Here is a 21,465-nt window from a genome sequence, read left to right as displayed (position 1 = left end):
GACCCCGGCCCCGCCCAGCCCGTGCGGGCCGTGACCTACCACGGAGGTTGCGAGACGTGACATCTCTACGCGCATCGAGGCGCCGATTGGCCGCGCTCTCGGCCGTCGCCGCCGCCACGCTGCTGGCCACCACGGCCTGCGGCGGGGGCGACAGCGACAGCGAGGGCGGTGGCGAGTACAACGCGGGTGTCAACAAGGTCGCCAACGCCTCGAACAAAAAGGGCGGGACGCTGAAGTTCGTCGGTGTCCAGGACGCCGACTCCTGGGACACCACGCGGATGTACTACGCCTTCGCCTTCGACTTCGCGCGCTACTACAGCCGCCAGCTGGTCAGCTACAACCCCAAGCCGGGCAAGAAGAGCGTCGACCTCAAGCCGGACCTGGCCACCGATCACGCTCAGATATCCGACGACGGCAAGACCTACAAGTACACCCTGAAGGACGGCCTGAAGTGGGAGGACGGCAAGCCGATCACCTCCCAGGACGTCAAGTACGGCATCGAGCGCCAGTGGGCGCAGAAGACCCTCTCCGGCGGTCCCACCTACCTCAAGGACGTCCTCGACCCGGACGGCAAGTGGAAGGGCCCGTACGACGACAAGAGCGAGTTCAAGGGCATCAAGACGCCGGACAAGAAGACCATCGAGTTCCACCTGGCGAAGCCCAACGGTGACTTCGAGCAGATGCTGGCGATGCCCACCAACTCGCCGGTGCGCAAGGACAAGGACACCAAGTCCAAGTACACGCTGCACCCCTTCTCCTCGGGCCCGTACAAGTTCAAGTCGTACACCCCGAACAAGTCGCTGCTCCTGGAGCGCAACAAGCACTGGGACCACACCAGTGACCCGCTGCGCAAGGCGCTGCCCGACCAGATCCAGGTCACGCTGCTCACCAACCCGGACGAGCGCGACAAGCGTCTGATCAACGGTGACGCCGACCTCGACCTCAACCAGCGCGGTATGGAGGTCCAGGGCCGGCAGAGCGCGCTCAAGCAGCACAAGGGCAACGTGGACAACCCGCAGACCGGGTTCATCTCCTACGTGGCCTTCCCGCAGAGCGTGAAGCCGTTCGACAACATCCACTGCCGCAAGGCCGCCATCTACGGCACCGACCACAAGTCAGTGCAGACCGCGCGCGGTGGTCCGACCGCCGGCGGTGACCTTGCCGTCAACATGCTGCCGCCCGTGGTCCCCGGCCACGAGGAGAGCGACGACCAGTACGGCATCCGCAAGAACGGCGGCAAGGCCGATGTCGCCAAGGCCAAGGCCGAGCTCAAGAAGTGCGGCAAGCCCAGTGGCTTCAGCACCACGCTCGCCGTGCGCAACACCGACAAGGCCGATGTGAAGTCCGCCGAGGCCATCCAGGCGTCGCTGAAGAAGGTCGGCATCAAGGTCGAGATCGACGAGTTCGACGGTGCCCAGGGCTCCTCGATCGTCGGTAACCAGGCCACGGTCAAGAAGAAGAACTACGGCATGGTCCTCTACGGCTGGGGCCCCGACTTCCCGAGTGGCCAGGGCTACGGCATCGAGCTGTGGCACAGCTCCAAGATCCGGGACAACGGCAACAACAACTACGCCCTGATCGACGACAAGAAGATCGACAAGGGTCTCGAGGACGCGATCGCCGAGCTCGACCCGGACAAGGCCGCCGAGAAGTACGCCGAGGTCAACAAGGACGTCATGGCGGGCGGTTACTACCTGCCGCTGACCTACCTGCGGGTTGTGCAGTGGCGTTCGGACCGGCTCACCAACGCCTACGCGGCCGACTCCTTCAGCGGCTGGTACGACTTCGCGTCCCTGGGCGTCAAGTGACCGCCGCGGTCACCGTATCCGCCACCGACATCACCATCTGACGGCGCCACCCGCCGCTGGCACGAAGGGCAGGTGAAGGCCGCTACGGCGGCCCGGCAGCCCACCCCCTGACCGGGGGTGGGCCCGGGCCGCCGACGGGCGGCCGGAGAGCAGTGCTCACATACCTCATCAGGCGGCTGTTCGCCGTCGCAGTGATGCTGGTCGTCATCATCCTGGCGGTCTTCTGCATCTTCTTCCTGATCCCCAAGTGGACGGGGATCGACCCGGCCACCATGTTCGTCGGCAAGCAGGCCGACAAGGAGAGCCTGGAAGCCGTCCGCGAGAAGCTCCAGCTGGACGACCCGGTCCTGGTGCAGCTCTTCGAGTTCTTCAAGGGCTTGCTCGTCGGCCGGGACTACACCTCCGGGGGCGACACCACGCACTGCTCGGCGCCCTGCTTCGGCTACTCGTTCCGTACCGAGCAGGAGATCTGGCCCGTACTGACCGACCGGCTCCCGGTCACGCTCTCCCTCGCGCTCGGCGCGGCCCTGATCTGGCTGCTCATCGGCCTGACCGTCGGTGTGCTCTCCGCACTCAAGCGGGGCAGCCTGTGGGACCGGCTGGCCATGACCGGCGCCCTGGCCGGCGTCTCGCTGCCCGTCTACTTCACCGGTCTGATTTCGCTGGCCGTCTTCGCCTACCAGCTCGACCTGGTGAGCAACTCCTTCACCCCGTTCGGCGAGAACGCGGCCAAGTGGTTCAGCGGCATGATCCTGCCCTGGATCACCCTCGCCTTCCTCTTCGGCGCGATGTACGCCCGGCTGACCCGGGCCACCATGCTGGAGGTGATGGGCGAGGACTACATCCGCACCGCCCGCGCCAAGGGGCTCAAGGAACCGGTCGTCATCGGCAAGCACGCCATGCGCTCCACCATGACGCCCGTCCTCACGCTCCTCGGCATCGACATCGGCGCCCTGATGGGCGGCGCGATCCTCACCGAGACCACCTTCAGCATCCCCGGACTCGGGCAGGCCGTGCTCAAGGCGATCACCGACCGCGACCTCCCGCTGATCCTGGGCGTCACCCTCATCACCGCAACCGCCGTCGTCATCGCGAATCTCATCGTGGACCTGCTGTACGGCGTGATCGACCCACGAGTGAGGCTGGGATGACAGACCACGAGCACAAGTCCCACAAGGACAAGAAGCCCGGGACCGAGCCCGACACCGGCGCGGACGCACCCGAGGACGCCGTTCCCGCGGCCGACCCGGCCATGGCGTCGGACCTGACCGGCTCCGGTACCGCGCCCGGCGAGCCCGAGCTGGACAAGCAGCCGCCCACGGCCTTCCTCGAAGTACGCGACCTGCGGGTGCACTTCCCCACCCAGGACGGCCTCGTCAAGTCGGTCGACGGCCTCTCCTTCACCCTGGAGAAGGGCAAGACCCTCGGCATCGTCGGCGAGTCCGGCTCCGGCAAGTCCGTCACCTCGCTCGGCATCATGGGTCTGCACACCGTCGGCCAGTACGGCAGGCAGCGTCCGCAGCTCTCGGGCGAGATCTGGCTGAACGGCCAGGAGTTGCTCGGCGCCGACCCGGAGACGGTGCGCAAGCTGCGCGGCCGTGAGATCTCCATGATCTTCCAGGACCCGCTCTCGGCGCTGCACCCCTTCTTCACCGTCGGCCATCAGATCGTGGAGGCGTACCGCGTCCACCACAGCGTCGACAAGAAGACGGCCCGCAAGCGCGCCGTCGAGCTCCTCGACCGGGTCGGCATCCCCGAGCCGGGCAAGCGGGTGGACAGCTATCCGCACGAGTTCTCCGGCGGTATGCGCCAGCGCGCGATGATCGCGATGGCGCTGGTCAACAACCCCGAGCTGCTGATCGCCGACGAGCCCACCACGGCGCTGGATGTGACCGTCCAGGCGCAGATCCTCGACCTGATCCGGGACCTGCAGAAGGAGTTCGGCTCGGCCGTCATCATCATCACCCACGATCTGGGCGTCGTCGCCGAGCTCTCCGACGACATCCTGGTGATGTACGGCGGGCGCTGCGTCGAGTACGGCACCGCCGAGCAGGTCTTCTACGAGCCGCAGCACCCCTACACCTGGGGCCTGCTGGGCTCCATGCCGCGGATCGACCGGGACCGGTCCGACCGCCTGATCCCCGTCAAGGGCTCGCCGCCCAGCCTCATCAACGTCCCCTCCGGCTGCGCCTTCAACCCGCGCTGCCCGTACGCGGACGTCCCCGGGGGCGACGTCACCCGCACCTCGCGGCCCGAGCTGCGCGAGGTGAAGCCCGGGCACCTGGCCGCCTGTCACATGGCGCAGGAGGACAGGGAGCGGATCTGGAACGAAGAGATTGCCCCCAAGCTGTGAGCGCCGTGAGTGAGGACGACGAGCCGATGACGAAACCCGAGAAATCCCCGGGCTCCGAGCAGACGGCAGGCTCCACGACCGCGCCGGCCGACGGCCTGGGCACGGTGGCCGAGCCGCGCGAGGGCGAGCCGCTGCTGAAGGTCAGCGGCCTCAAGAAGCACTTCCCCGTCACCAAGGGCCTCTTCAAGCGGCAGGTGGGCGCGGTGCTGGCGGTCGACGGCCTCGACTTCGAGGTCCGCGCCGGCGAGACCCTGGGCGTGGTGGGCGAGTCCGGCTGCGGCAAGTCGACGATGGGCCGGCTGATCACCCGGCTGCTCGAACCGACCGGCGGCACCATCGAGTTCCAGGGCAAGGACATCACGCACCTGGGCGTCAGCGGTATGCGACCGATGCGGCGCGACGTCCAGATGATCTTCCAGGATCCGTACTCCTCGCTGAACCCCCGGCACACGGTCGGCGCCATCGTCAGCGCGCCGTTCAAGCTCCAGGGGGTGCAGCCGGAGGGCGGCGTCAAGAAGGAGGTCCAGCGGCTGCTGGAGGTGGTCGGGCTCAGCCCCGAGCACTACAACCGCTACCCGCACGAGTTCTCCGGCGGTCAGCGCCAGCGCATCGGTATCGCCCGGGCGCTGGCCCTCAGCCCGAAGCTGGTGGTGGCCGACGAGCCGGTCTCCGCGCTGGACGTGTCCATCCAGGCGCAGGTGGTCAACCTGCTGGACGACCTCCAGGAAGAGCTCGGTCTGACCTACGTGATCATCGCGCACGACCTGTCCGTCATCCGGCACGTCTCGGACCGGATCGCGGTGATGTACCTGGGCAAGATCGTCGAGCTGACCGACCGGCAGTCGCTGTACGACACGCCCATGCACCCGTACACCCGGGCGCTGCTGTCGGCGGTGCCGGTGCCGGACCCGCGCCGCAGGGCGGCGGACAGCCGGGAGCGGATCCTGCTGCAGGGCGATGTGCCCTCGCCGATGAACCCGCCGTCGGGGTGCCGCTTCCACACCCGCTGCTGGAAGGCCACGGAGGTCTGCCGCACCAAGGAGCCTCCGCTGGTCCAGCTGGCAACGGACCACAACGTCGCCTGCCACCACCCGGAGAACGCTCCGGACCAGGAGCCGGGCGACACCAAGCTGCTGCGCGAGGTCGGGGTCAGCAAGAGCTGACCCCTCCGGGGGGTGGGCCGAGTTTGCGGGCCCGGCCCAGCCCTCCGACCCTCTCCGGTTTCCCGGTGAGGGGGTGCCTCTGCCTGCCTCGCGCGGGCTGCGGGTTCGTGGTGGTTGAGCGCGCAGTTCCCCGCGCCCCTTCGGGGCGCCTGCGTCTCCGGATACAAAGGTGCGGTGGAAACCCTCTTCAGTCCTCCGCTGCAGCACTGGCTGGACATCGCCGGCATTTTTGTCTTCGCCATCTCCGGGGCCCTGCTGGCGGTCCGCCGGAACTTCGATGTCTTCGGTATCGCCGTTCTCGCCGAGGTCACCGGCCTCGGCGGCGGCCTCTTCCGTGATGTCGTCATCGGCGCGGTTCCCCCGGCCGCCTTCACCGATCTCGGCTACTTCCTGACGCCGCTCGTCTCCACCGTCCTGGTCTTCTTCCTCCACCCGGAGGTCGAGAGGATCAACAAGGCGGTGAGCGTCTTCGACGCGGCGGGGCTGGGCCTGTTCTGTGTGACGGGCACGCTCAAGGCCCATGAGTACGGTCTGGGTCTGACGTCCTCGGTCGTGATGGGCCTGGCCACCGCCGCCGGTGGCGGTGTGCTGCGCGACGTACTGGCGAACGAGGTGCCCTCCCTGCTGCGCTGGGACCGGGAGATCTACGCGGTTCCGGCAATCGTCGGCTCCAGCGCCGTGGCGCTGCTGATCCACCTGGACGCGGTACGTCCCAGCACCGCGGTGGGCGCCGCGCTGCTGGCGTTCGTCCTGCGGCTGCTGGCCCTGCGCTTCAACTGGCGTGCGCCGCGGGCCTGGAAGCGCAGCAGTGCGAAGGTGGACACGGAGGCGGCGGGCGGCACCCCAGAAGCACCTACCCACGGGTAACAAAGCGGTGTACGGTTCCTCCCATGTCCGAGGCACCATCCCAGGTCACTCCGTCCGCCCCCGCCGGCGGCAGCGAGTTCGACCGCGACACCATGGTCCGCACCCGCGAGCCCGGCGTCCACGAGGCGCTGCTCTCCCCGGGCTGGGCGATAGGCAAGGCCCTCAACGGCGGCTACCTGCTGGCCGTACTGGGCCGGGCACTGCGCCAGGCGCTCCCGCACCCGGACCCGTTCACCATCACCGCCCACTATCTGACCGCCACCGTGGCGGGCCCCGCCACCATCCGCACCTCGGTGGCCCGGGCCGGCCGCACCGTCTCCACCGCCTCCGCCGGGCTCTTCCAGACGGACAGCGGCGGGACGGAGACCGAACGCATCCGCGTCCTGGCCACCTACGGCGATCTGGACTCGCTGACCGACGAGGTGCGCACCAGCGCGAAGCCGCCCGCCATGCCGCCGCGTGACCAGTGCTTCCGCGCCACCGACCACCCCGGCGGCGACGCGGCCGTACCCGAGATGGGGCGCCGGCTCGATCTGCGGCTCGACCCGGAGACCTGCGGTTGGGCCCTCGGGGCGCCCAGCATGCGCGGCGAGATCCGGGCCTGGCTCGAGCTCGCGGACGGCCGCGACCCCGACCCGCTCTCGCTGCTGATGGCGGTGGACGCGCTGCCGCCCACCGGCTTCGACCTGGGCCTCACCGGCTGGGTGCCCACCGTCGAACTCACCGTTCATATACGGGCCCGCCCCGCGCCGGGCCCGCTCCGCGTCGCCATCACCACCCGCAATCTGGCCGGTGGCTTCCTGGAGGAGGACGCCGAGGTGTGGGACGCCGCCGACCGCCTGGTCGCGCAGTCCCGGCAACTGGCCCGGGCGTAGGACGGACACGGGCGTGGCCGAGGTCCGCTTTCTCCCCATGCGCTTACTTTGGTGGAGAAAGTGACTGTCCGAGAGAAAGCGACGCCCGTGACCTACACAGTGAAGAGCACGCTTCCCGAGTCGGAGCTCAAGACCGTCGCCGAGGCGCTGCAAGGCACGCTGCTGGACCTCATCGACCTCTCCCTCGTCGCCAAGCAGATCCACTGGAACGTGGTCGGGCCGCGCTTCCGGTCCATCCACCTCCAGCTCGACGAGGTCGTCGACACCGCCCGCCAGTACTCCGACACCGTCGCCGAGCGCGCCTCGGCACTCGGCATCAGCCCCGACGGCCGCTCCACCACCGTGTCCGGCGGCAGCGCCATCGCCACCGTCAAGGAGGGCTGGCTCCCCGACAACGACGCCGTACGGCTCATGGTGGAGGCCCTCGGCGCCGTCATCACCAAGGCCCGCGAACGTATGAAGGCCGTCGGCCCCGTCGACCCGGTCACCGAGGACGTCTTCATCCAGCTCACGGCCGTTCTGGAGAAGGAGCACTGGATGTTCCAGGCGGAGAACCGGGGCTGAGCCGGATCGGGCGGCCCGTCGGCCGGGTGCGCTGCCACGCGCCGGTCGTGCGCCCCATGGGGAACCGTAGGATTGGGGAACCATGGCTGACTCCGCCCACCCCGCCTACCTCGACCACGCCGCCACCACGCCCATGTGGCCCGAAGCGGTGCGGACGATGACCGAACAGCTCGCGGTCGTCGGCAACGCCTCCTCGCTGCACGGCGCGGGGCGGCGTGCGCGGCGCACGGTCGAGGAGTCCCGGGAGTCGCTCGCGGCCTCGCTCGGGGCGCGGCCCAGCGAGGTCGTCTTCACCGCGGGCGGCACCGAGGCGGACAACCTCGCCGTCAAGGGGCTGTACTGGGCGCGCCGGGACCAGGACCCGCGGCGTACCCGGGTGCTGGCCGGCCCGGTGGAACACCACGCGGTCCTGGACGCCGTCGAATGGCTGGCCGAGCACGAGGGCGCACGCCTGGAGTGGCTGCCGGTGGACGGGTACGGGCGGGTGCACCCCGAGGCGCTGCGCGAGGCCATTGAGCGGGACCCCGCCGACGTCGCGCTGGCCACGGTGATGTGGGCGAACAACGAGATCGGCACCGTCACCCGGGTGCCGGAACTCGCCGAGGTGGCCGCCGAGTTCGACGTACCGCTGCACTCGGACGCGGTGCAGGCGTTCGGCCAGCTCGACCTCTCCTTCGAGGAGTCGGGGCTGGCCGCGATGGCCGTCACCGGGCACAAGACCGGCGGGCCCTACGGCGTCGGCGCACTGCTGCTGCGGCGCGAGTACGCGCCCGTACCGCTGCTGCACGGCGGTGGCCAGGAGCGGCACGTACGCTCCGGCACTCTCGACACCCCCGCAATCGCCGCGTTCGCGACGGCCGCACGGGTGTCCGTCGAGCGGCGGACCGACTTCGTCCGCGAGGTGGGTGCGCTGCGGGACGCCCTGGTGGCAGCCGTCCGCGACGCCGTACCCGACGCGGTGCTCAACGGCGACCCCGACCCGGCCGGACGGCTCCCGGCCAACGCGCACTTCTCCTTCCCCGGCTGCGAGGGCGACTCGCTGCTGCTGCTCCTGGACGCGCAGGGGATCGAGTGTTCGACGGGCTCAGCCTGCACGGCGGGCGTCGCCCAGCCCAGCCATGTACTGCTGGCCACCGGCACCGAGCCCGAGCTGGCCCGGGGCACCCTCCGCTTCTCGCTGGGCCACACCAGCACCTGGGAGGACGTCGACGCCCTGGCCAAGGCGATCGGCCCCGTAGTCGAGCGGGCCCGCAGCGCCGGCCTGAGCTAGCCCGTACCCGGCATCGGGGGCTGCGCTTGCCCACCCTGCGCCCCTGGCGCAGACTGCCCAAGCGCAGCGCAGGGGAGGAGGGGGTCACTTGTCCCGGAGCGTGCTCTCCACCTTCATCTCCGTCCGCACCATCCGCAAATACTTGTCCCAGTCCCAGTGCCGGCCCGGGTCCGTATGGTCCGCGCCGGGGACCTCGTTGTGACCGATGATGTGCTTCCGGTCGGCAGGAAACCCGTACCGCGCGCAGATCCCGGCCGTCAGCTTCGCGGAGGAGCGGTACATGGAGTCCGTGAAGTCCCGCGGACGGTCTATCCAGCCCTCGTGCTCGATACCGACGCTGCGCTCGTTGTACTCCTTGTTCGCCGCGTGGAAGGCGACGTCCAACTCGCGGATCATCTGGATGATCTGACCGTCCTGGCAGACGATGTAGTGCGCCGCGGCCTGGTGCGACGGGTCCCGGAAGACCTTCACGGCGGCCGCGGCGCTGCCCTGGGCGACGTGGATGATCACGCGGTCGATGCCGAAGTCGGCGGGCCGGTCCCCGCGGCGCATGTTCCCGTCGGCGGCGGCCACCCACCGGGCGCGGTCGTCGTCCACTTCGCCCTCTATCCGGGGCTTGTCGTTCCCCGGCATCCGCCACCACCAGCGCTTGAGCTCCTGGTGGGTGGCCACCCCGAGCACGCCGATGCCCAGCGCCGTGCTGCCCGCGATCAGCAGTCTGCGCCGGGCGACACCGCGCTCGCGCCCACCGCCGTCATCCGGGCGCCCACCGTCCCGGTCGCGGCCCGCGCCGTCGCCTGGGCCCTGGTTGCCGTCGCCGGGTCCCGGCTCCTCGGGGCCGTCCGTCCGTCCTTGATCCGCCGCCTGTCCCATGCGCTCCCTAACGCGTTCGGGTCACCGGGTCGTTCCGTCTACCCTGGAGGGCGCTATGACTACTGCATCCTCGCGGGGAACAGCCTCCGCGCGCCCACTGCGTGTGCTTGCCGCCATGTCCGGCGGCGTCGACTCCGCTGTCGCGGCTGCCCGCGCCGCCGAGGCCGGACACGACGTGACGGGCGTGCATCTGGCTCTGTCCGCCAACCCTAAGTCGTTCCGTACGGGTGCGCGCGGCTGTTGCACCATCGAGGACTCGAACGACGCACGCCGCGCCGCCGATGTCATCGGCATCCCCTTCTACGTCTGGGACCTGGCGGAACGCTTCCGCGAGGACGTCGTGGAGGACTTCGTCGCGGAATACGAGGCAGGTCGTACGCCCAATCCCTGCCTGCGCTGCAACGAGAAGATCAAGTTCGCCGCGCTGCTGGACAAGGCCCTCGCGCTGGGCTTCGACGCCGTGTGCACCGGCCATTACGCCACTGTGGTGACCCGCGAGGACGGGCACCGGGAATTGCACCGGGCGAGTGACGCGGCCAAGGACCAGAGCTATGTGCTCGGGGTGCTGGACGAGCGGCAGCTGGCCCACGCGATGTTCCCGCTGGGCGACACCCTCACCACCAAGGACGAGATCCGCGCCGAGGCCGAGCGGCGCGGGCTGGCCGTCGCCAAGAAGCCCGACAGCCATGACATCTGCTTCATCGCCGACGGCGACACCCAGGGCTTCCTCGCCTCCCGGCTGGGCCGGGCCGAGGGCGACGTCGTCGACGAGTCCGGCACCAAGGTGGGCACCCACGACGGCGCGTACGGCTTCACCATCGGCCAGCGCAAGGGGCTGCGGCTGGGGCACCCGGCGCCGGACGGCAAGCCGCGCTATGTGCTGGACATCTCCCCGGTCGACAACACGGTCACTGTTGGGCCCGCCGCCTCCCTGGACGTCGCCGCGCTGACCGCCGTACGGCCCCGCTGGTGCGGTGAGCCCCCGGCGGGCGGCTCCCGCCCGTACACGGCGCAGCTGCGTGCGCACGGTGCCGAGACGCCGGTGGAGGCGGAGCTGGTGGACGGCGAGCTGCGGGTGCGGTTCGCCGCGCCGGAACGCGGAGTGGCCCCGGGCCAGGCGATCGTGCTGTACGACGGGACGCGGGTGGTCGGCTCCGCGACGATCGACCGGACGGAGCGGGCCGTTCCGGCTGCGTGAGCGCCGGCGCGCTCGCCTGTTTCGGGGCGCGGCGGTTTCAGGCGCCCAGCAGTTCCAGTGCCTGGGGGGCGTCGTCGGCGAAGGTGGCCAGGTCCGAGAGGGGGATGGGCAGGAAGCCTTCGGCCTCCATTCGGGCCATCTGCTGCTTGAGGCCGTCGTAGAAGCCCGCGGTGTTGAGCAGCACCACCGGCTTGGAGTGCATGCCGTGCTTGCGCAGCTCCAGGATCTCGGTCGCCTCGTCCAGCGTGCCGGTGCCGCCCACCAGCACCACGATGGCGTCCGCGCGGTCCAGCATCAGCGCCTTGCGCTCGGCGAGGTCGGCGGCGACGACCATCTCGTCGGCGTTCGGCCGCGCGAGGTCCCGCAGGAACTCCACCGAGATCCCGATCAGTCGCCCGCCGGCGTCCTGCACACCGTCGGCCACGACCTTCATCAGTCCGGAGTCCGAACCGCCCCACACCAGACTGTGGCCCCGCTTGCCGAGGAGTTCGGCGAACTCGCGGGCCGCGTCGGTGTAGACGCTGTCGAGGTCGGCGGCCGAGCAGAAGACGCAGATGTTCATCGGTGTGGAGGAGGCCATGGCGCACAGCCTATGACCGGGTTCCGTACCGCGGAAGCCGCCGTTACCCAGGGCTGCCCGTCCTCCCCGGCCCGCGGAGCCGGGGAGGACGGGCAGGCGTACGGGACGGGGGTCAGCCCTTCGTCAGGGTGAAGCGGAAGATGCCCCAGGTGAGACGGCGCTTTTGGCCGCCGTCGACCCAGTGGGCGAGGCCCTTCTTCATCTGGCTCAGATAGTCGCTGCTGACCTTCGAGGCGAGCCCTTCGGCCTCCTGCCGCTCGGTCTCCTCCAGCACCCGCCCGTAGTGCATGACGAGTTGCTCCCGCAGGTCCTCGAACCCTTCGCGGGAGTCCTCGTGCTCGGTCGGGGTGAAGCCGAGGCGGGTGAGCTCACGCTGGTAGAAGCCGGGGGAGCCCATGTCGTCGAGGTGGATGCGGTCCAGGATGGGCTGGATGGCGCCGAGGTCGGTGTCGTCGGCGGCCATCGGGTCGGTGAACACCAGGTGCCCGCCCGGTTTGAGGACCCGCCGGATCTCCTCCAGCACCCTGATGCGGTCCCCGCTGTGCAGGAAGGCGTCCTGCGACCAGACCACGTCCACGCTGGAGTCGGGGAACGGCACGCTCTCGAAGGAGCCGTCCACGACCTCGATCCGGTCGGTGAGCCCGCGGGCCGCGTTGAGTTCCTTGTGCCGCTGGTTCTCCACCTCGCTGAGGTTGAGGGCCTGGACGGCGCAGCCAAATGTGCCGGCGAGGTAGCGGGCCGAGCCGCCGAAGCCGGAGCCGAGGTCGAGGACGCGGGATTCCTTGCTGAGGTCCAGCCCGGAGGCCATGCGTTCGACGGTGCGGCGGCTGGCGTCGGCGATGGGCTCCTTCGCGTCGGCGTAGATGCCGACGTGAATGTCTTCGCCGCCCCATACGGAGGAATAGAAGGCGTCCGCGTCCGGGGAGTTGTAATAACTCCGCGCCGTGTTCACGGCGCCGCCGTAACCGCCTTCTTCCTGATCCTCCATCCGGTATTCCTTCTCCGCGACATGCACGAAGAAGTCGGGCTGCTCGTCCCGGTAGGTGTGCTGGAAGTCGCCGTACGTCTCGATGCGCTGGAATCCGACCTCGGACATGAGGCGCCGCGTGTAGTCCTTGCGGAGCGGAAACATGTTGAGGTGGTACACCGAGCTGTCCGGGAAGCGGTACCGCATGCGGCACAGCCCCTCGTCCACGTATTCCGGCTCGACCGCGACGTCTTCGCCGCAGTAGTAGTACGTGTGCTTGCTGGAGTAGCCACGATCCAGAATCGCGTCGTAGTTGCGCTGATCCAGGATGAGGATTCCGTCGTGCTTCAGCATCGCGTAGAACTCGGCCAGCGCCTTGCGCCGGTCGCGTTCCGAGAACAGATGCGTGAAGGAGTTGCCGAGGCACACGATGGCGTCGTACTCACCGTGAACGTCCCGGTTGAGCCACCGCCAGTCGGCCTGTACGACCCGCAGGATGTGGTCGCCGTTCTTCATTCCGTTCTCGAACGCCATCGCGAGCATATCGGCACTGCCGTCCGCGCTCACGGTTTCGAAGCCGGCTTCCAACAGCCGTACGGAATGGAACCCGGTCCCTGTCGCGACGTCGAGTACGCTCCTTACGCCCCGCTTTCGCAGCAGGTCGATGAAGAAATTTCCCTCGCTCTCCGCTCGCTTCTCCCAATCTATGAGAGAATCCCACTTCTCCACGAAGCTGGGGACGTATTCCTCTGTGTAGTGTCCGGTTTCCCGGACCTCGACGGGGTTGTCTCCGAATTCCTGAGCCGGTCGCGCGGAAATGACGAAACCTCCAGTGGTAGAGACGGTGGCCCATGGCGCGGTCTCCGAGGACGCACCAGGCTTCGGGCTCGGTGAACCGCGCGTGGTCTCCGGTGCATAGCTATCCACCCCCCGGAGATCTATGCCACCAACTCTCCCGAGCACGCTTGCGATTGTCCGGAAAACGCGCTCCGACCAGCGCCTTTCCGAATCCAGATTGTCGGCGGGCCGGTGGGGCCCACCTGCCGCAGCAAACAGGACAGTTGGGTATGCTGCGGCTGGCAGCACCACAATTCGGCACGACTCGTGCCAGCCCTCACGAGCTCGTCACAAGCTCGTACAACACCGCACAACACCGCACCGAACATGGCGAGTACACATGGCTAAGCGCACCCACTCCGCCCTCTCACCCTCGTTCCGCGGCCGCGACATCGGCATAGACCTCGGCACGGCCAACACGCTGGTGTACGAACGCGGTCGCGGCGTGGTCCTGGACGAACCCTCCGTCGTGGCGATCGACACGAACACCGGCAAGGTGCTCGCGGTCGGCGCCCAGGCCCGGCAGGCCGTGGGCCGCACACCCGGCTCCATCACCGCCACCCGTCCCCTCAAGGGCGGCGTGATCACGGACTTCGAGGCCACGGAGGGCATGTTGCGGTACTTCATCCGCGCGGCCCGCGACGGCAAGGGCCGCGGCAGGTCGCCCCGCGTCGTGGTGTGTGTACCCAGCGGCGTCACCGGTGTCGAACGGCGCGCGGTGGTGCAGACCGCCAGCCGGGCAGGCGCCCGCTCGGTACGGCTGATCGAGGAGCCCATAGCGGCAGCGATCGGTGCCGGGCTGCCGGTGCACGAGGCACGCGGCTCGATGGTCGTGGACATCGGCGGCGGCAGTACGGAGATCGCCATCATCTCGCTGGGCGGCATGGTCGTCTCCCGCTCGGCGCGGGTGGCAGGCGACGCGCTGGACGCCGCCATCGCCTCCTGGATCGAACGGGAGTACACCATCGCCGTGGGGGAGCGGACCTCCGAGGAGATCAAGATGTCCCTCGGCAGCGGTGAGTTCGTCCCCGTACGCGGCCGCGACAAGCACACCGGAATGCCCAAGGTCGTCCAGCTGTCGCCCGAGGAGATCGTCGAGGCCGTGGAACGTCCGGTGCGCTCCATCGTGGCGGCCGTGCAGGCGGCCTTCGAGGAGTGCCCGCCGGAGCTGTACGGCGACATCATGGAGCGCGGCATCGTGCTGACCGGCGGCGGCGCACTGCTGCACGGCCTGGACGAGCGGCTGATGAAGGAGACGGGCATGCCGGTGACGGTGGCCGACGAGCCGCTGGGCTGTGTGGCCCTGGGCACCGGCCGCTGCCTGGAGGAGTACGACAAGCTGGAGTCGATCTTCGCGGCGTGACGCCGCCCGAGCCCGCTCGGCCGGTGGACAGGACCGGTGCGGGATCATGGGGGCATGGCAACACACGTGATCACAGGCGCGGGCTCCGGGATCGGGGCCGAGGTGGCGCGCCGCCTCCAGGACCGCGGCGACACGCTCTATCTGCTGGCCCGGGACGCGGGCCGCGCCAAGGAACTCGCGCGCCGGTTCGACGGCGCGCACACGCTGGTCGGTGATCTGGCCGAACCCGACCGGCTCTCCTGGGCGTTCGAGCACCAGCAGCTCCCCGAGGACGTCGACTCGCTGTTGCACATCGCCGGTGTCGTCGAACTGGGCACGGTGGGCGAGACCACCCCCAAGCTGTGGCAGGCCACCCTCGCCGCCAACCTGGTGGCACCCGCCGAGCTGACCCGGCTGCTGCTGCCGCAGCTGCGCCGCTCCCGTGGCCATGTCGTCTTCGTCAACTCGGGCGCCGGCCTGCGCGCCAACCCCGAGTGGGGCGCGTACGCGGCCAGCAAGCACGGCCTCAAGGCGCTGGCGGACGCGCTGCGCGGCGAGGAGGGCGGCAGCGGCGTACGCGTCACCTCCGTCTACCCGGGCCGCACCGCCACCCCGATGCAGGAGAAGGTGCACCGCCAGGAGGGCAAGGAGTACGACCCCGGCAAGTGGATCCCCGCCGAGGCGGTGGCGACCACCGTGCTGACGGCCCTGGACCTGCCCAGGGGCGCCGAGGTCACCGACCTGAGCGTGCGGCCCGGGGGCTGACCCGATGAGTGAGAGCCCACAACAGGACAGCAGGCAGCCGGAGAGCACGCGCCGCCCGTGGGGCCCCGCGGCGGCCACCGGCATCGGATCGATGCCCGGCACGGACGCCAGGGAGGCGGCCAGGACGGTGACCGGCGCCTTCGAGGCGCCGGAGCATCTGGCCCATCTCCCGGAGCTCCCCGCCAGGGGCCCGGGCGCGGACATGCTGGGCCGCACCGCGGGGCTGCTGGCCGAACTGTACGTCCATCTCGAACCCAGCGGATGGCGGATCAGCGACCGGCCGGGCCGGGACACCCGACGGGCCCGCGCCTGGCTCGGCGAAGACCTCGACGCCCTGGAGGAGTTCACCCAGGGGTACGGCGAGGGGGAACGCCCGCGCGGGATCAAGGTCTCGGTCGTCGGCCCCTGGACGCTGGCCGCCGGCCTGGAGCGGCGCAACGGCGAGGCCATGCTGGGCGACCACGGCGCCGTCCGCGACCTGGCCGCCTCGCTCGCCGAGGGGCTGGCCGGGCATCTGGCGGACGTACGCCGCAGGGTGCCGGGCGCCGTGGTCGTTCTGCAACTGGACGAGCCGTCCCTCACCGCCGTACTGCGCGGGAGCGTGCGGACGGCCAGCGGCTACCGCACCCATCCGGCCGTGGACCGGGCGGTGGCCGAATCGACGCTCCGCGAACTGCTCGCGGTCCACGACGGGCCCACCGTCGTGCACTCGTGCGCTCCGGACGTGCCCCTCGGGCTGCTGCGCGGGGCAGGTGCCGACGGCATCTCCCTGGACTTCTCGCTGCTCACCGAGCGTGACGACGAGGCGGTGGGTGAGGCCGTGGAAGCCGGCAGCACGCTCTTCGCGGGTGTCGTACCGGCCAGCGAGCCGGAGAGCGGGGCATTGTCAGACCCTGCCGGTAGCGTCGGGGGTGTCAGGTCGTTGTGGCGCAGGCTCGGGCTGTCTCCGGGTCTGCTGACCGAGTCCGTCGTGGTCACCCCCACATGCGGGCTCGCGGGAGCCTCGCCCGCGTACGCGCGGAGGGCACTCGCCCACTGCGCCCGGGCGGCACGAGCACTCGCTGACAACCCTCAGTGACGGGAGGACCAACGGTGGCCGGCGAACAGGACGGGACGCTTCCCGCGGAGACGCGGCAGGACGTTGCGGTCCCCGCAGCGAAGCGGGAGGAGCACCAGCGCCTCGCGGAGCAGATCGAGGAGCACCGCTTCCGGTACTACGTGAAGGACGCCCCGGTCGTCAGCGACGCCGAGTTCGACCGGCTGCTGCGCGAGCTGGAGGCGATGGAGGAGGAGTACCCCTCCCTGCGCACCCCCGACTCCCCGACCCAGAAGGTCGCCGGGCGCTATGAGACGGAGTTCACGGAGGTCGCACACCGGGAGCGGATGCTCTCGCTGGACAACGCCTTCGACGACGCCGAGCTGGGCGAGTGGGCGGACCGGGTGGCCCGCGAGCTGGAGGGGGTGGACTACCACTTCCTGTGCGAGCTCAAGGTCGACGGCCTCGCGGTGAACCTCACCTACGAGCACGGACGGCTGACCCGCGCGGCGACCCGTGGCGACGGCCGCACCGGTGAGGACATCACCCCCAACATCCGCACCATCGCCGACATCCCCGAGCGGCTGTCCGGCGAGCGGCTGCCGGAGCTGGTCGAGGTGCGCGGCGAGGTGTTCTTCCCCATGGAGCGCTTCCAGGAGCTGAACGCCCGGCTGGTGGAGGCGGGCGAGAAACCGTTCGCCAACCCGCGCAACGCGGCGGCCGGCTCGCTCCGCCAGAAGGACCCGCGGGTGACGGCCACCCGCCCGCTGCACATGGTGGTGCACGGCATCGGGGCCCTGGAGGGCTTCGCCAAGGAGGACTTCGCCCGCCTCTCGAACGTCTACCGCCTGCTGCGCGAATGGGGCCTGCCCACCTCCGAGCACGTCAAGGTGGTGGACGGGCTGGAGGGCGTACGCGAGTTCATCGCCCACTTCGGCGAGCACCGGCACTCGGTGGAGCACGAGATCGACGGCGTCGTCGTCAAGCTGGACGAGATCCGCCTCCAGGGCCGGCTCGGCGCCACCTCGCGGGCGCCGCGCTGGGCCATCGCGTGGAAGTACGCGCCGGAGGAGGTCAACACCAAGCTGGTCGACATCCGCGTCGGCGTGGGCCGCACCGGCCGGGTGACGCCGTACGCGGTGGTGGAGCCGATCACGGTCGCGGGCTCCGAGGTCGAGTTCGCCACCCTGCACAACCAGGACGTCGTCAAGGCCAAGGGCGTGCTCATCGGGGACACCGTCGTACTGCGCAAGGCGGGCGATGTCATCCCGGAGATCCTGGGCCCGGTCGCCGATCTGCGGGACGGCAGCGAGCGGGAGTTCGTGATGCCCGCCGAGTGTCCCGAGTGCGGCTCGCCGCTCCAGCCCATGAAGGAGGGCGATGTCGATCTGCGCTGCCCCAACGCCCGCTCCTGCCCGGCCCAGTTGCGCGAGCGGCTGTTCTACCTGGCGGGCCGCAAGGCGCTGGACATCGAGCACTTCGGCTATGTCGTCGCCAGCGCGCTGACCCAGCCGCTGGAGCCCGAGGAGCCGCCGCTGCGCGACGAGGGCGGGCTGTTCGATCTGACCGTCGAGGACCTGCTGCCGATCGTGGCGTATGTCGTCGACCCGGATTCCGGACTGCCCAAGCGCGACCCCAAGACGGGCGAGGAGAAGACCGTCACCCTCTTCGCCAACCAGAAGGGCGAGCCGCGGAAGAACACGCTGGCGATGCTGGAGAACATCCAGGCGGCCAAGAGCCGCCCGCTCGCCCGGATCATCACCGGCCTGTCCATCCGGCACGTCGGCCCGGTCGCCGCCGAGGCGCTGGCCCGCGAGTTCCGCTCGCTGGAGCGGATCGCCGAGGCCGCGGAGGAGGAGCTGGCCGCCACCGAGGGCGTGGGGCCGACGATCGCCGCCTCCCTCAAGGCGTGGTTCGCCGAGGACTGGCACCGCGAGATCGTGGAGCGGTGGAGAGCCGCCGGAGTCCGGATGGAGGAGGAGTCCACCGGCGAGGAGGGGCCGCGCCCGCTGGCGGGCCTGACGACGGTAGTCACCGGCACCCTCGCCTCCTACACCCGGGACGGCGCCAAGGCGGCGCTCCAGGAGCAGGGCGCCAAGGTCACCGGATCGGTGTCGAAGAAGACCGACTTCGTCATTGTGGGGGAGAACCCTGGCTCGAAATACGACAAGGCGGTGCAGGCGAAGGTGCCGATTCTGGACGACGACGGCTTCGCCGTCCTGTTGGCCGAGGGACCCGAGGCCGCCCGGGAGGCGGCACTGGTCCCTGAGGAAGGGGAGGAAGCGGGCGCCTGACGGCGGAGCGGGCCACCAGGGGTGAGTCCGGGACAATCCCCAACGGATCTGCCCCGCACCGCCGTTCACGCACAGGCCACATCCAGCCACCCGCGCCCCGCCGCTCACGTGCCCCTGCCCCGGCTGTCGGCGTCCAGCAGCCGTACGGCGGGCCGGAGTTGGGCACGATCGGCGTAGACGCATTCAGGGCAACAGCGGCCGATCGCTGCCCCTCTCCCCAGGCAGCGGCCTACTGTTGACATAGACGCCTGTCGTGGCGAGGGGCAGGCGTGGACGGCTGCGAGAGGGACCAGGATGCTGGATTTCTCCGGGGGATCCAGGCCCCCGTTCTCCCGCCTGCCCTCGGACGGCACCCGGGGTGGGGCGGGGCGAAACGCCGGGGCGGGCAGGTCCGGGGGCGGGACGGCGAGCAGGGGCGCGGGTGCGCGCGGCGGCGCGGGCGGCGGCGCAGGGCCCGACGGCGGTACGGGCGGCGGCGGTTCCGGTGGCGGGATCAGCGGCGGGTCCGGTGGCGGGATCGGCGGTGGCGAGGAAGTGCCGTGGCTCCAGCGGCTGCTCGCGCTGCGTCCGCCGCTGCTGCCCGTACTGGCCGTGGCCGCCGCCGCGTTGGCGCTGGCCGGGGGTGTCGGGCGGGCGGTGTGGCAGGGGCATGCGATCTTTCCGGGCGGTGTGGCCGGCTGGGCGTTCGCGGTGCTCACCGGCTGTGTGGTGGCGCATCTGGTCACCATGAGCCGGGACCGCTGGTGGGGCGGCACGGGTTCGGGTCCCGCGCTGACCCTCGCGATCCTGCTGCTGCACGGCTGGGTGCCCGCGCTGCTGGTCAGCCTCGCCGTCGTCGTCCTGGTCGGTGCGGCGCGGCGGACCAAGTGGCGGCAGGCGTTCGTGCACGGCGCCATCGACATCCTCGGCATCGGCGTCGCCGGTCTCGCTCTCACGCTGTGCGGGGTGCACCCCTCGGTGGAGTTCCCATGGCGGCCGGACGACTGGCCGCTGTGGGCCGCGGTGGAGATCCCTCTGGTGGCTGCCGTGTATTTGCTGGTCACGCGGGCACTCCAGTGGTTCTGTTTCGCGCCGCGCACCCGCGGGCTGCCGTCGGCGCTGCGTACCGGACTGGTACGGCAGGGGCTCGTCGCCGTCGCGCTGCTGGGCATCGCGCCGCTCATCGTCGTGGTGGCCGTCCACAAGCCGCCGCTGCTCCCGCTGTTCGCCGTTCCGCTGATCGCGCTCGACTCCACGCTGCGGATCGCCCGGGCCCGCGCCGAGGAGCAGCTGCGCGACCCGCTGACCGGGCTGCCCAACCGGCTGTGGCTGCTGGAGCGTGCCTGGGCCGCGCTGGACGAGGCCGAACGCACCTCGGCGCGCTCCGCGCTGGTCCTCATCGACCTGGACCGGTTCCGTTCCGTCAACGACACCCTCGGCCATCTCGCGGGCGACCGGCTGCTGTTGCAGATCGCCGAACGGCTGCGTGCCGCGCTGCCGCGCGGTGCCGAGGCGGCCCGGCTCGGCGGGGACGAGTTCGCCGTGCTGCTGCCCGTCGCCGACTCCACCACCAGCGCCCAGCGCATCGCGCGCAGCCTGGTCTCCGCGCTCAGCTCCCCCCTCGACCTGGACGGGCTGACGCTGGTGCTGGAGGCCAGCGCCGGTGTCGCCGTCTTCCCCGAACACGCCACCGAGGCCGAGGGACTGCTGCGCCGCGCCGATGTGGCGATGTACGAGGCCAAGCGCGACCGCACGGCCGTCGAGGTCTACGAGGCCACCCGGGACGGCAACACCCCCGACCGGCTCGGCCTCCTCGCCGATCTGCGGCGCGCGCTGGACGCCTGCGAGGTCGAACTGCACTACCAGCCGAAGGTCGGCTTCGACGGCACCGTCTCCGGGCTCGAAGCGCTGGTGCGGTGGGCGCACCCCGAGCGGGGCCGGGTGCCCCCGGACGAGTTCATCGCCATCGCCGAGACCTCCGGGCTGATGCCCCGGCTGACGGAGTACGTGCTGGAGACGGCACTCGCCCAGGTGGCGACCTGGCGCTCGGGCGGGCTGACGGTGCCGGTCGCCGTCAACGTCTCGCCGCGCGACGTCCACTCGCCGGGCTTCGCGGGCGCTGTCGCCGCCCGGCTCGCCCGGCACGGGGTGCCGCCGGGCGCGCTCCAGTTGGAGATCACCGAGCATGTGCTGCTGGAGGACCCGCAGCAGGCCGCCGACACCCTGGCGGGGCTGACCGGGCACGGCGTGAAGATGTCGCTGGACGACTTCGGGACGGGCTACTCCTCGCTGGTCCATCTACGGCGGCTGCCGGTGAGCGAGCTGAAGATCGACCGCTCGTTCGTGGCGCGGCTCGCGGTGGACACCGAGGACGCGGAGATCGTGCGATGCACCGTCGATCTGGCGCACTCGCTGGGGTTGCTGGTCGTCGCGGAGGGCGTCGAGGACGACGAGACATGGGAACGGCTGCGGGATCTCGGATGCGACGCGGTCCAGGGCTGGCTGGTAGCCGCCGCCATGCCGCCAGGCGAAACCACCGCCTGGCTGCGGGCCAGGGAGGTCCCGGCATCCCATTCCGTGCCGTCCCCGCCTGCGCGGACCCCGTAACGCCCGGGCGCCCCGTCAGGGGCGCGGGGAACTGCGCGACAAGCCAGCACGGACCCGCAGCCTGCGGGCGGCGGCAAGGGGCAGCCC

17 protein-coding genes are annotated in these 21,465 nt (G+C 70.5%); 14 read left to right on the top strand and 3 right to left on the bottom strand.

Annotated elements, in window-relative coordinates; translation table 11 throughout:
• The first annotated feature begins 56 nt into the window (after window positions 1-56).
• From ACQEU8_RS10820 to ACQEU8_RS10785, 8 genes are all read left to right on the top strand, one after another.
• A complete protein-coding gene (locus tag ACQEU8_RS10820) occupies window positions 57-1,808 on the top strand; it encodes an ABC transporter substrate-binding protein (RefSeq protein WP_433099281.1) in 1,752 nt (583 codons plus the stop codon).
• Between the two features lie 152 nt (window positions 1,809-1,960).
• Window positions 1,961-2,959, top strand: coding sequence for an ABC transporter permease (locus ACQEU8_RS10815; protein ID WP_433099279.1), 999 nt, complete (start codon window positions 1,961-1,963; stop codon window positions 2,957-2,959).
• Window positions 2,956-4,161: an ABC transporter ATP-binding protein gene (locus ACQEU8_RS10810; RefSeq protein ID WP_433099277.1), complete on the top strand. Its 1,206-nt coding sequence runs from the start codon at window positions 2,956-2,958 to the stop codon at window positions 4,159-4,161. Before ACQEU8_RS10815 ends, ACQEU8_RS10810 begins: the two co-directional genes overlap by 4 nt.
• Window positions 4,162-4,187: 26 nt before the next feature.
• Complete coding sequence (locus tag ACQEU8_RS10805; RefSeq protein ID WP_433102303.1) at window positions 4,188-5,324, top strand: ABC transporter ATP-binding protein; 1,137 nt, start codon at window positions 4,188-4,190, stop codon at window positions 5,322-5,324.
• Window positions 5,325-5,498: 174 nt separating this feature from the next.
• Window positions 5,499-6,191, top strand: a complete 693-nt coding sequence (locus tag ACQEU8_RS10800) for a trimeric intracellular cation channel family protein (protein ID WP_433099275.1) — start codon at window positions 5,499-5,501, stop codon at window positions 6,189-6,191.
• Between the two features lie 23 nt (window positions 6,192-6,214).
• Window positions 6,215-7,066, top strand: a complete 852-nt coding sequence (locus tag ACQEU8_RS10795) for a thioesterase family protein (protein WP_433099273.1) — start codon at window positions 6,215-6,217, stop codon at window positions 7,064-7,066.
• Window positions 7,067-7,153: 87 nt separating this feature from the next.
• Window positions 7,154-7,630 carry a Dps family protein gene (locus ACQEU8_RS10790; RefSeq protein WP_433099271.1) on the top strand — a complete coding sequence of 159 codons (477 nt, stop codon included), beginning with the start codon at window positions 7,154-7,156 and terminating at the stop codon, window positions 7,628-7,630.
• 82 nt (window positions 7,631-7,712) lie between these two features.
• On the top strand, window positions 7,713-8,900 hold the full coding sequence (locus ACQEU8_RS10785; protein ID WP_433099269.1) for a cysteine desulfurase family protein: 1,188 nt from the start codon (window positions 7,713-7,715) through the stop codon (window positions 8,898-8,900).
• Window positions 8,901-8,984: 84 nt separating this feature from the next.
• Here ACQEU8_RS10785 and ACQEU8_RS10780 read toward each other — a convergent pair whose 3' ends face one another.
• The gene (locus ACQEU8_RS10780; protein ID WP_433099267.1) at window positions 8,985-9,773 is read right to left on the bottom strand and encodes an N-acetylmuramoyl-L-alanine amidase; all 789 of its coding nucleotides are present in this window, start codon (window positions 9,771-9,773) and stop codon (window positions 8,985-8,987) included.
• A gap of 55 nt (window positions 9,774-9,828) precedes the next feature.
• Between ACQEU8_RS10780 and mnmA the strand changes: the two genes are divergently transcribed.
• Window positions 9,829-10,971, top strand: coding sequence for a tRNA 2-thiouridine(34) synthase MnmA (gene mnmA / locus ACQEU8_RS10775; protein WP_433099265.1), 1,143 nt, complete (start codon window positions 9,829-9,831; stop codon window positions 10,969-10,971).
• A gap of 37 nt (window positions 10,972-11,008) precedes the next feature.
• On the opposite strand, the gene ACQEU8_RS10770 is transcribed toward mnmA, so the two are convergent.
• Together ACQEU8_RS10770 and ACQEU8_RS10765 are read right to left on the bottom strand one after the other, a co-directional pair.
• Window positions 11,009-11,533: a TIGR00730 family Rossman fold protein gene (locus ACQEU8_RS10770; RefSeq protein WP_433102301.1), complete on the bottom strand. Its 525-nt coding sequence runs from the start codon at window positions 11,531-11,533 to the stop codon at window positions 11,009-11,011.
• Between the two features lie 130 nt (window positions 11,534-11,663).
• The gene (locus tag ACQEU8_RS10765) at window positions 11,664-13,247 is read right to left on the bottom strand and encodes a methyltransferase domain-containing protein (protein WP_433099263.1); all 1,584 of its coding nucleotides are present in this window, start codon (window positions 13,245-13,247) and stop codon (window positions 11,664-11,666) included.
• A 448-nt stretch (window positions 13,248-13,695) separates the two neighbouring features.
• Here ACQEU8_RS10765 and ACQEU8_RS10760 point away from each other — a divergent pair, with 448 nt between their 5' ends.
• From ACQEU8_RS10760 to ACQEU8_RS10740, 5 genes are all read left to right on the top strand, one after another.
• Entirely contained in the window at window positions 13,696-14,718 is a 1,023-nt protein-coding gene (locus tag ACQEU8_RS10760; RefSeq protein WP_433099261.1) for a rod shape-determining protein, read from the top strand.
• Between the two features lie 54 nt (window positions 14,719-14,772).
• Entirely contained in the window at window positions 14,773-15,462 is a 690-nt protein-coding gene (locus tag ACQEU8_RS10755) for an SDR family oxidoreductase (RefSeq protein ID WP_433099259.1), read from the top strand.
• 4 nt (window positions 15,463-15,466) lie between these two features.
• Complete coding sequence (locus tag ACQEU8_RS10750; RefSeq protein ID WP_433099257.1) at window positions 15,467-16,540, top strand: methionine synthase; 1,074 nt, start codon at window positions 15,467-15,469, stop codon at window positions 16,538-16,540.
• 14 nt (window positions 16,541-16,554) lie between these two features.
• A complete protein-coding gene (gene ligA / locus ACQEU8_RS10745; RefSeq protein ID WP_433099255.1) occupies window positions 16,555-18,792 on the top strand; it encodes an NAD-dependent DNA ligase LigA in 2,238 nt (745 codons plus the stop codon).
• Window positions 18,793-19,086: 294 nt separating this feature from the next.
• Window positions 19,087-21,378 (top strand): putative bifunctional diguanylate cyclase/phosphodiesterase, encoded by a 2,292-nt coding sequence (locus ACQEU8_RS10740; RefSeq protein ID WP_433099253.1) that lies wholly within the window; start codon window positions 19,087-19,089, stop codon window positions 21,376-21,378.
• Window positions 21,379-21,465 lie beyond the last annotated feature (87 nt).

Source organism: Streptomyces sp. CA-250714, assembly GCF_050936705.1.
Lineage (GTDB): Bacteria > Actinomycetota > Actinomycetes > Streptomycetales > Streptomycetaceae > Streptomyces.
Note: the sequence above shows the minus strand (reverse complement) of the source record. Positions and strands in the feature narration are given on the sequence as shown.